This window comes from Limosilactobacillus sp. (assembly GCF_041859915.1).
In the GTDB taxonomy this organism is placed as follows: Bacteria; Bacillota; Bacilli; order Lactobacillales; family Lactobacillaceae; genus Limosilactobacillus.
The window spans coordinates 1-11,287 of sequence record NZ_JBFLGB010000048.1 but is presented as its reverse complement, the minus strand read 5'-3'; the positions used below and the strand labels follow the sequence as shown (position 1 = coordinate 11,287).

Genomic DNA, 11,287 nt, shown 5'->3' with positions numbered 1-11,287 from the left:
AAACAACGCTCCATTGCTGACCATTAAGTTCAGTGACATCAAAGAATCTTGTCATGAATGGTAATTCAACACATGCCATAACTAATGCGGAAATCAAAATGGCCCAATTAAACCATTTATTAACAAAAGTTTCTTTTCTATTGTAAAATTAACTCAGCAGCAACCGTATCGATAACTTTACGACGCTTCCGTCGGGAAACATCAGCACCTCCAACACCGTTACTGATCTTCCGAACGGTGTAGGTAGCACTGATTCCGGAACCATGACGCTTGATAACAACTCCTTCGAACATCTGAATACGTTCGTGAGAGCCTTCAACGATCCGGGCGTGAACCCGAACCGTATCACCGGCACGGAAATCTGGAATATCATCACGTAATTGACTAGCAGTAATCTTTTCGATTAACTTATTTTGACGCATTGTAATTTCTTTCCTTTCGCCGACATTCATGTCCTCGTGGGGGCAGCGGAATACCGTTATTCATGGCTAAACAGCCAATAACTACTATACAAGATTTTACTGAGCGATGCAAGCCCTATTTATGATGTTCCTGATTAATAATGGAGTGACGCATCCCATAACTAAAGTAGATGATTAGGCCAATTGCAAACCACACGACCATTAAGATCTTAGCATCGATATTAAGTCCCCAGAAAATAACTACCGAGAATATGGCCGAGATGGCTGGTAAAACTGGATACCAGGGCATCTTAAATTGGGCTTCCGGTAAGTCCTTCCCCTCACGCGGTCGCAGAGCATAAATTCCCAGTGAAACAAAGATAAAGGCCACCAGGGTCCCAGCCGAAACTAAAGTTGCCAAAAAGGTAAAGGGAAAGATCGAACCAAGGATCATTGCCAGAAAGGTGATCAACCAGAGAGCATGATTAGGTACATGATGAGAATCAACCACCCCTAAGGTTTTCGGTAACAGGCCATCCCGACCAAAGGCATAAATTAAGCGCGACGAAGCCAAGAGAATCGCAATCAAGGCCGAAAAGATGCCGATGATCGCGACCACTGACAAGAGATTAGCTGTGAAATAATGCCCGGCATGACGTAAAGCCCAGGCTGCTGGTTCCGCATTATTTGCGTATCGATTATACTTAAACATCCCCACCAACACCAGGGAAACAGCAATGAAAAAGCCGGTTCCCAGCACTAGGGTTCCAATCAATCCTCGCGGCATCGTCTTCTGCGGATTACGTGTTTCAGCAGTATTAGCCGCAATTGCATCAAAGCCAACGTAAGCAATAAAGATCTATGCGGTCCCTGCTAAGATCCCTTGCCAGCCGCCAAAAGTTGTCCCGGGTCGGTGCGGCGGGATAAATGGAACATAATTTTTGGCTTGGATAGCAGTAGCACCCACAATGATAAACATCAGAATAACCAACAACTTAATTGCCACAATGGTATTTTCAATTCGGCTAACCTGATGCAAGCCCCGTGAAATTAAGAGGCCCACCACTAAAATTGCTAGTGCCGCTAAAATATCAACATAGGAGCCCCGACTCGGATTAAAGCCGCCGGTTAACGCCCGGGGTAAGCGTAAACCAAGGCTACCAAGAAAGCCCTGCATATAAGCTGACCAGCCTGAGGCCACAAAGGCCACCGAAATAAAATATTCGGCCAACAATGCCCACCCGGCGATCCAACCAAAAAATTCGCCAAAAAGAACATTAATCCAGGAAAAGGCCGAACCAGCAAAAGGCAATACCGACGAAGTTTCAGCATAGGCCAAGGCCGAAAGCCCCGCCCCGATTGCTGCAACGATGAAAGCCAACGGCACGGCTGGGCCGGTATGTTCAGCAGCCACGATTCCTGGTAAGGTGAAGATGGCAGTACCTACCACCATTCCGGTTCCAAGGCCAATTAGGTCAATCGTTCGGAGGCTTGGCGTCAGTTTGGAATCCTTAGCCTCATAAACGTTGGGATCCTGTTTCCATAGTAATCGTTCGAATAGTTTCTTCATTGCATCCACCATCAGTCAGGTACATCCGGGTCTTCTTCCAATTTGATGTCTTCCAGCATCAGTTGTTGCTGACGGGTCAATTTGACCTTTTTTAGCAAGTCCGGACGACGATGAAGAGTTCGCCGCAACGATTCTTTCATCCGCCATTCACGAATCTTCTGGTGGTCACCAGAGGTCAAAACGGCAGGTACTTTCATCCCCCGAAAATCAGCTGGCCGTGTATATTGAGGATACTCCAGTAAGCCATTGCTAAACGAATCACCCATCGGCGAAGCTTGATTGCCTAATACACCGGGAACAAAGCGCACGGTAGCATCAATCATTACCATCGCCGCTAATTCACCACCAGTCAAAACATAGTCACCCAAGGAAGCTTCATCGGTGACCAGATGACGAATTCGCTCATCGTACCCCTCGTAGTGACCACAGATAAAGGTCAGATGATCTTCCATCGCTAATTCTTGAGCATAGTCTTGATCAAATCGTCGCCCGGCCGGATCCATTAAAATTACCCGACCCTTGGGATAGTTAGGGGTTGTTTCCTTTTGAATAGCCGCCATGGCATCAAAAATCGGTTGGGCTTGAAGCAGCATCCCGGCACCACCACCGAATGGGGCATCGTCCACATGATTATGTTTATCAGTCGTATATTTACGAAAATCAGTTACATGAATGTCTAAAAAGCCGCTATCCTGAGCCCGGCCAATGATTGACTCCCCTAAAGTAGCCTGAAACATATCTGGAAATAAACTTAAAATATCAATTCGCACTATTCTAACCCTTCCATTAATTCTACGGTAACCTCACCAGCAGCGAGGTCAACCTTTTTGATCACGTCTTTGATTACCGGCAGCAAGAGGTCTTCCTGGTGAGCACGCTTAACCACCCAAACATCGTTAGCACCGGGTGAGAGGATCTCTTTAATGGTACCTAGCCGTTCACCATCAACCGTCTTTACCACAAGGCCAATAATTTGACGATAATAATACTGGCCGGCTGCTAAGGGCTGTTGGTCTTCCTCACTGACTAACAGTTCATGGTCACGAAACGCTTGAACATCGTTGATATTGTCGTAACCAACAAACTTAACTAACAGGGAACCCTTATGTGGCCGGCTATTCTCAACCGTCAACTTCAATGGCTCACCATTTTTCTGCTTGAGATAGAGCGTCTTGCCCTGAGCAAAACGTTCATCAGTAAAGTCGGTCGTAGCTAACACCCGCACTTCACCACGAATGCCATGAGTGTTAACAATCTTACCAACGTTATAGTATTCCATAATCTTCCTCCTCAAAACGAGAAAAACTCCCACAGATAAGTGTGGGAGTTTTTATTTAATGACGATGATCATTAATCAGCAACCGGACTTTTTTAGAGTTCGACCGTCGAGAACGTGCGCCTTCAACGACCGTCCGTAGTGCAGCCGCCACATGTCCTTGACGACCAATCAGTCGACCAACATCAGTGGGGGCAACGTCCACCGTAAATTGTCTAAAACGATTGGTTTCAGACGCGGTGATCGATAGCTTTTCTGGATGTTTTAAAAGCGGGGTTACCAGACTACGAATCAATGTCTCTATATCAGTCTCAGTCATGACAATTCATCACTACTTTTTAGCAGCGTACTTAGCTTCATGGAACTTCTTCATAACGCCAGCCTTTTGCAGCATGTTACGAACAGTGTCTGAAGGTTGTGCACCCTTTTGTAACCAATCCATAACGGCATCTTCGTCAAACTTGACTTCCTTTGGAGTGGTTAATGGGTTATAGGTACCTAACGCAGTGATAAAACGACCATCACGTGGGGAACGTGAATCAGCGACAACAATCCGATAGAATGGACGCTTCTTGGAACCCATACGCTTTAAACGAATTTTAACGGACATTCTTTTGCACCTCCCTGATTTCTTTTAACAGGTAATAATATACCAGTCTTCAAATAGAATGTAAAGTAGTTTTTCTTGACAGTCGCTAATTTTCTTAAAATTAATGCTTTTTCCGCCGCAATTTACGGAGCTTTCTAATTCGTTTCCGCTTATTCTTCTTCATTTTACGGGCCATCCGGTTCATTGCCATTTGGCCCATCTTACCACCCGGCATCTGGCCACCAAAGAGATTTTGCATCCCACTCATATTGCCATTGGTAACCTGCTTCATCATCTTGCGCATCTGGTTAAATTGCTTGATCATCCGGTTAACCTCGACAATTGGGCGACCGGCACCAGCTGCCAAACGTCGCCGCCGACTCGGATTCATCAGATCGGGATTCTCTCGCTCTTCCGGAGTCATTGAAAGAACGATTGCCCGAAGGTGGGCAAACTGCTTTGGATCTAAATTAATATTCTTAAGGGCCGGATTATTAGCCATCCCAGGCATCATCTTAATAATGTTTTCTAGCGGGCCCATCTTGGTAACTTGGTCCATCTGGGCGAGAAAGTCGTTGTAGTCGAACGTATTTTCCTGCATCTTATCCATTGTTTCCTGGGCTTGTTCCTCATCGAAATTCTTCTGGGCCTTCTCGATCAGGGTCATCATGTCTCCCATACCAAGAATCCGGGAGGCCATCCGGTCGGGGTGGAAGACGTCTAAGTCCGCCATCTTTTCCCCTTCACCGACAAATTTGATTGGCTTTCCAGTAACAGCTCGAATTGACATAGCGGCTCCACCACGGGTATCACCATCGAGCTTGGTTAGGACTACCCCAGTGATATCAAGCTTGTCATCAAACCCTTGGGCGGTGTTGACAGCGTTTTGCCCGGTCATGGCATCAATTACCAACAGGATTTCATCCGGGTGAACTAACTTCTTAATATTGGCCAGTTCATCCATTAATTGTTCATCAATCTGCAACCGACCGGCCGTATCGATGATCACGTAGTCATTGTGATTCTTCTTAGCGACCTCCATCCCCTCGCGAACGATTTCCACGGGGTCAACATCGGTTCCCTTCTCAAAGACTGGCACATCGATCTGATCCGCTACCTGTTGTAACTGGGTAATGGCAGCTGGACGGTAAACATCGGCCGCAATAAATAACGGCCGGGCATGGTTCTCATTTTTCAGACGCAATGCTAGCTTGCCAGCCGTGGTCGTCTTACCAGCCCCCTGGAGACCAACCATCATAATCACGGTTGGAATATGAGCTGCCTTGTTCAACGGAACAGCTTCCGTCCCCATCAATTCAGTCAGCTGGTCATTAACGATCTTAACAATCTGTTGGGCCGGATTTAAACCTTTTAAAACTTCCGCCCCAGCCGCTTTTTTGCGAACCTGCTTGACAAAGTCTTTAACTACCTTGAAGTTGACATCGGCTTCCAAGAGAGCTAGACGAATCTCCCGCATGGTTTCCCGTAAGTCGGCTTCTGTGACCTTAGGCTTGCGCCGTAATTTTTCAATTGCCTTTTGCAGGCGTTCTGTTAATCCTTCAAATGCCATTATTCTGCCTCCAAGCTTTCCAGATGACTAACCAGGTCGTTCAAATGGCGGTCATCTGGATAGTGTGTTCGTACATACCGTTGAATTTCATCAGCCTGCTTATTACGGGCAACAAACTCCGCATAGAGGTGGAGCTTGCTCTCATAATCTTCTAGGATATGTTCAGTCCGCTTAACGTTATCATAGACCGCCTGACGACTAATATCGAAATCTTCAGCAATTTCGCCCAATGAGTAATCATTGCCATAATAAAGATCCAGGTACTCATTTTGCTTCTTTGTCAATAGCGGCCGGTAAAATTCAAACAGTGAATTAATGCGATAATTCTTTTCAATTTCCATTCCCATTCACCTATTCGTCAACGTCAACCAAGCCTTTGAAGAGGCCGTAGACGAAGTCGCTGGCATCAAATTTCTGAAGATCATCGACCTGTTCACCCAAGCCAACATACTTAACTGGTAAGTGAAGTTCATTTCGGATGGCCAGGACAATTCCACCTCGGGCGGTCCCGTCAAGCTTAGTCAGCACGATTCCGGTCACATCAGTACTCTGCTTAAAGAGTTTCGCCTGGTTAAGAGCATTCTGACCGGTCGTAGCATCTAGTACCAGGAGAACCTCATGGGGGGCCTCCGGGATTTCCCGGGTCAAGACCCGCTTCATCTTTGCCAATTCCTTCATCAAGTTGACCTTGTTCTGCAGTCGACCGGCAGTATCAACGAAGAGAATATCATAGTTTTCCTTCTTAGCCTTCTGCACTGCATCGAAAACCACAGCGGCGGGGTCACCATTCTCGGGTCCGGTAACGATGTCGACCCCATCGCGCTTAGCCCAAACGTCTAATTGTTCAGTAGCACCCGCACGGAAGGTATCAGCGGCCGCTAAGAGAACCCGCTTGCCTTGCTTCTTGAAGAGTGCGGCCATCTTACCAATGGTCGTTGTCTTACCAGCACCGTTAACCCCAACAAACATGATTACCGTTGGACCTTCCTTAGCCATGTTCAAATCGGGGCTTTCACCCTTACCAGCGGCTTCGTAGAGGTCAACCATCTTTTCAATGATAACATTGGAGACTTGCTGTTTGGTCTTGGCATTTTGCAACTTGACTTCTTCTCGCAATTCATCGCTAAGTTTCATTGCCATATCATAGCCAACATCAGATTCGATCAACATATCCTCGAGATCATCGAAGAAATCCTCATCAACATGACGAAAGTTAGCCAAAAAATGATTCAAACGAGCACCAAACCCAGTTCGGGACTTGGCCAACCCCCGGTCATACTTCTGTTCAGTCCGGTCACTTGCCTGGGCAGCTGGAGTAGTCGGCTGTTTTTGGGCAGGCTGAGAGCTGGCAGTCGTTGGCTGAGCACTCGCCGCATTTCCACTAGCCAAGGCAGTTGGCTGACTGACATGGCTCTGTTCACCCGAAGCCGATTTCGTCGTTAACTTAATACCTGTTGACTGTGGTACAGTTGGTTGACTAGCTGTACTAGCCGCAACTGTACTAGATGGTTGGGTACTAGCAGACTGACTAGACGCACCAGTTGGTTGCTGGCTAACATTTGATTTTGGTACATTTGACGACTGACTTTCTGTATTTGTTGATGAAGTCGGACTTGTCACCTGTTTTTCCTTACGGTGGCGACGAAAAATATCAAATAATCCCATTACGGATCCCTCTTTTCACGAAAATTTTAACATTTACTTATTCTATTGGTTCAACGTATCAACCACGTCAACGGAAACCATCTTCGACACACCAGACTCTTGCATGGTGACCCCGTATAGGACATCGGCCCCCATCATCGTTCCCTTACGGTGTGTAATCACGATAAATTGAGGCCCCGTCTTTCCGAAACGGTTAAGGTAACGGGTAAAGCGTTGAACATTCACCTCATCTAAGGCCGCCTCGGGTTCGTCTAAGATGGCAAACGGTACCGGACGTACCTTTAGGATAGCAAATAACAGGGTAATGGCGGTCAGAGCCCGTTCACCACCAGATAAGAGACTCAGTTGCTGGTTCTTCTTGCCTGGCGGCTGAGCCATAATATCCACGCCAGTCGTCAAAATGTCATGTGGATCGGTCAAAATCAACTTGGCATGCCCACCACCAAAGATCTGCCGAAAAGTCTTATCAAAAGCAGTGGAAACCTGTTTGAAAGTGGTCCGAAATCGAGTAACAACCTGACTATCCATCTCATTCATCGTTTTGTTCAATTGCTTGCGGGCAGTTAACAAGTCGTCTTGTTGGCCCTTTAAGAAGTCATAGTGCTTCTTAACCCGTTGATATTCAGCAATCGCTCCAACGTTGACATCACCAAGATCATCTAGTCCCCGCTTAAGCAATTTCAACTGGCGGGCTAACTCGGTATCGGTAATCGTACTGATATGCTGACGAGCTTCGGCGATTGTCATCTGATAATGGCTACTCAAATGATTGAGCAACTGATCCAGTGTACTCTCGCACCGGACAAGCTGCGCCTTGAGGTCACCAGCATCATCGGCCGCTGCCTCTTGAAGGCTCTGAATTCGATCATGCCGCTCCTCTTGATCATTTAAGGCTGCTTCACCAGTCGTCAGTTCATGACTCAGCTTTTGACTGGTTTGCTTGGCAATTCTTAACTTCTCTTGAGCTTGGTTAAGGCTCTCCTTAATGTCTTGGCTTGCTGAATGACGGTTAGTCAACGCTGCCTGACGTTGTTTCAACTGATCTTGAGCCTGCTTTAGAGATTGCTGTAAGTGGGCAACCTGTTGGTTAACTTGGTGCTGTTGACGTTCAAAATGTTGTTGACGCTCAGCAGCCACGGCTAACCATTGTTCCATCTGGTGAAGCTGCTCGTTCTTAGCCGAAGTGTTAGTTTCTAACTCGTGGATCTGCTTTGTCAGGTCAACAATTTGCTTTTGTACTTGCTGCTGTTGGCGTTCAGCCTGTTGAGCCTGGTCAGCAAGGTGCTGGGCTTGGGACTGATAATCCTTTGTTTGGTGTCCCTGCTGAGCTGTTTGAGACTGCAAGGTCTGAACTTGGTTGGCCAGGGCATGAGACTGGCTCTTTAGCACTTCGTTTTGGGATTGAATAGCCTGTAAATCCTGTTGAGCTGTTCGCAGTTGATCCTGTAACGTATTCAAATGCTTTTGGCCCTTTACCTGTTCTTGTTTGAACTGTGCCACCTTAGTCTCAAACCGTTGTGCTTGTTGCTGTTGTTGTTTAAGTAGCCTTACCAATTCACTACCAACTTGTTTTTGGCTGAGTAATCCCCGCCGTTGCTTTCGATTAGCTCCACCGGTCATCGAACCGCTAGCGTTAATTAATTGACCATCAAGGGTTACTAAGCGTAATTGGTGACGACCTGCTCGAGAAACTGCCGCTGCGTGGCCCAAGGTATCAGCCACTACGGTATTTCCTAAAAGATAATTAGCCACCACTTGATACTTAGGCGCAAAGTGGATCAAATCAACTGCTCGACCAATAACCCCTGGCATCGCGGACACCTGTGACCAAGTGGGACTGGGCCGTCGCTGAATCAGGGTATCCACTGGCAAGATCGTAACACGCCCGCCACGTCGTTGAATCAAGTAATTAATAATCTGCTGACCGGTACTCTGCCGATCCACCACCAACTGTTGGAGCTGACTGCCAAGGGCGGTTTCAATTGCTATCGTTAGCTTAGCGGGCACGTTAAGGAGCTCACTAATCGCCCCTGCTAGGCCAGGGAACTGCTGACGATGCTGAAGAACTGTCCGCACTCCTTGGTAATAGCCAGCATATTCCTCACTTAATGCCTGAAAACTCTTAATCCGGGCTTGGGTAGAATGGACATCCCCCAAAGCCTCATACCAATTGCGTTGGGCTTGTTGATAGTTTTGATTAGCCACTGTCAAAGCTTGACTAGCATTCTGGACAGCCGTTTGAAGTTGTTTAACTTTACTTGTCGTTGTAGCAACTTGTTTTTGGTTATCCTGAAGTTGCTGAGCCAAGTCAACTTGCTGATTCTGTTTTGTCGCCAGGTCACTAGCACTCTGACTTTGCTGGTCAAGGCTCTGTTCATGACTCCGCTTTAAGAAAGTCTGTTGGTTATGAATCGTTGTCAATTTCTGCATCAGATTGATCTGATCATCACGCCGCGTGCTTAACCGCTGATTTAAGGCTTGTAAACGTTCTGATTCACTCATTTGTCGAGCTTGGTCATATTCTTGTTGATGCTGTGCCACCTGCTGTCGGTGTTTTTGCAATTGGGTGGCTATTCCAGTCTGGTCTGCCTTGGCCTTAGTCAATTCTTTATTTAGGTCAGCAACTTGCTTCTTCAACCGGTCCTGGTCAGCTAGCTGCTGGTCACGTTTAACCGAAGAAACCGATTGCTGATTAGTCAACTGGGCAATCCGTTCAGTCATACTTAAAATAGTCTGCTGAGATGCTTCCCGTTGTTGGAGCAAATTAGTACGTTTCTTCTTTAGTACTGTTAACTGCTCATCAATCTGTTTCTGTTGAGATTGGTAATCAGCTGCTAGCCGGGCTGCTTGCTTACCTTTTGCCCGCAGTTTTTCTAATTGTTGGTGCTGGGCATCATACTGACGCACCGTCTGGGTACGATCAAGAACATCAAAACGTTTCTTTTGCTCAAGGTAATCCTGCGCCAACGCCTGCTCATCCTCAAGCGGTTCAAGTTGCTTAGCTAATTCACTAATAATGTCATTGACCCGGTTCAGATTGTCCATCGTATCCGCCAGCCGTTTTTCAGCTGCTTCCTTGTTTTTCTGATACTTTGCTACCCCAGCAACCGTTTCAATGATTCGTCGGCGATCGAGCGGCTTCCCATTAAAGATAGCGGCAACCCGTCCCTGGGAAATAATTGAGAACGATTCTCGACCCAATCCAGAATCGATAAAAAGGTCAGTAATATCTTTCAGCCGTACTTGAGAACCATTAATCAAGTACTCACTATCACCATTTCGGTAAAGTTTCCGGGTAATAGTCAGCTCACTATAATTAGAAGCCAAGTAGTGGTCACTATTATCCAGGGTAATCGAAACTACTGCTCGGTTTAGTGGCTTCCGGTCTGCCGTACCATTAAAAATCACGTCAGCCATTTTATTGCCCCGCAATTGACGGGCAGACTGCTCACCCATCACCCAGCGAATGGCTTCGATAATATTACTCTTACCACTACCGTTAGGGCCGACAATACCGGTCATTCCCGGTTCAAATTTGATGGTGGTTTTCTGGGCAAACGACTTAAAGCCATCTAGTGTTAAAGACAATAATCGCATTGGTCGCGTTCACTCACTCATTTACTTATTTTTGCTTGCGTAATTGATTCAAGGCCGTCTGGGCAGCTTGCATCTCGGCGTGCTTCTTGGAAGAACCACGACCCTCTGCTAGCACTTTACCATCCGCCGTAACGTTAACATGGAATGACGGCTCGTTTTCTGTTCCGCTTTCGTCTAAGAGGTGATATTCAATCTTGACATCACCATTCCGTTGCAGAAATTCCTGCAAGCTGGTCTTAGCATCAACGGCATGGTCAAACCAACCCATATCCAATTTAGGAAAAATCACCCGCTGAACAAACTTTTCAACGGCATCCCGACCCTGATCAAGGTAAAGGGCACCAACAAACGACTCAAAGATATCACAAAGCAGGCCTGGTCGTTGCCGAGCACCAGCCTTTTCTTCACCCTTACCAAGACGAATATACTGGTCAAAATGACATTCCTTGGCAAACTTAGAGAAACTATCTTCACAGACCATTGCTGCTCGCAGTCGGGTCAACTTCCCTTGGGGTAATTCCGGATAACGTTTATAAATATATTCAGAAACAATTAATTCCAACACGGCATCGCCAAGGAATTCGATCCGTTCATAGAACTTCAGATTTTGGTGCGGGTG

Annotated in this window: 9 protein-coding genes and 3 pseudogenes; all 12 read right to left on the bottom strand. The window is 46.7% G+C overall.

All coding sequences use genetic code 11. The features are described from left to right. Positions 1-139 (bottom strand): annotated as a pseudogene (locus ACEYV4_RS07030) (cation transporting ATPase C-terminal domain-containing protein); the annotation flags it as partial. A gap of 70 nt (positions 140-209) precedes the next feature. Further along, positions 210-422: pseudogene (locus ACEYV4_RS07025) on the bottom strand (50S ribosomal protein L19); the annotation flags it as partial. Between the two features lie 115 nt (positions 423-537). Then, positions 538-1,971 (bottom strand): annotated as a pseudogene (locus tag ACEYV4_RS07020) (APC family permease). Positions 1,972-1,982: 11 nt separating this feature from the next. Beyond that, entirely contained in the window at positions 1,983-2,741 is a 759-nt protein-coding gene (trmD, locus tag ACEYV4_RS07015) for a tRNA (guanosine(37)-N1)-methyltransferase TrmD (RefSeq protein ID WP_373842626.1), read from the bottom strand. Beyond that, the gene (gene rimM / locus ACEYV4_RS07010; RefSeq protein ID WP_373842625.1) at positions 2,741-3,250 is read right to left on the bottom strand and encodes a ribosome maturation factor RimM; all 510 of its coding nucleotides are present in this window, start codon (positions 3,248-3,250) and stop codon (positions 2,741-2,743) included. Before rimM ends, trmD begins: the two co-directional genes overlap by 1 nt. Before the next feature lie 55 nt (positions 3,251-3,305). After that, positions 3,306-3,566 (bottom strand): KH domain-containing protein, encoded by a 261-nt coding sequence (locus tag ACEYV4_RS07005; RefSeq protein WP_373842624.1) that lies wholly within the window; start codon positions 3,564-3,566, stop codon positions 3,306-3,308. 12 nt (positions 3,567-3,578) lie between these two features. Continuing rightward, positions 3,579-3,857 carry a 30S ribosomal protein S16 gene (gene rpsP / locus ACEYV4_RS07000; protein ID WP_267201700.1) on the bottom strand — a complete coding sequence of 93 codons (279 nt, stop codon included), beginning with the start codon at positions 3,855-3,857 and terminating at the stop codon, positions 3,579-3,581. Between the two features lie 100 nt (positions 3,858-3,957). After that, the gene (gene ffh, locus ACEYV4_RS06995) at positions 3,958-5,406 is read right to left on the bottom strand and encodes a signal recognition particle protein (protein ID WP_373842623.1); all 1,449 of its coding nucleotides are present in this window, start codon (positions 5,404-5,406) and stop codon (positions 3,958-3,960) included. Next, complete coding sequence (locus tag ACEYV4_RS06990) at positions 5,406-5,747, bottom strand: putative DNA-binding protein (RefSeq protein ID WP_373842622.1); 342 nt, start codon at positions 5,745-5,747, stop codon at positions 5,406-5,408. The genes ffh and ACEYV4_RS06990 overlap by 1 nt, the downstream gene beginning before the upstream one ends. 10 nt (positions 5,748-5,757) lie before the next feature. Beyond that, on the bottom strand, positions 5,758-7,071 hold the full coding sequence (gene ftsY / locus ACEYV4_RS06985; RefSeq protein ID WP_373842621.1) for a signal recognition particle-docking protein FtsY: 1,314 nt from the start codon (positions 7,069-7,071) through the stop codon (positions 5,758-5,760). 42 nt (positions 7,072-7,113) lie between these two features. Continuing rightward, complete coding sequence (gene smc / locus ACEYV4_RS06980) at positions 7,114-10,668, bottom strand: chromosome segregation protein SMC (protein WP_373842620.1); 3,555 nt, start codon at positions 10,666-10,668, stop codon at positions 7,114-7,116. A 25-nt stretch (positions 10,669-10,693) separates the two neighbouring features. Further along, positions 10,694-11,287 (bottom strand): ribonuclease III (gene rnc, locus ACEYV4_RS06975; RefSeq protein ID WP_373842619.1); only part of this gene is annotated, 594 nt, incomplete at its 5' end.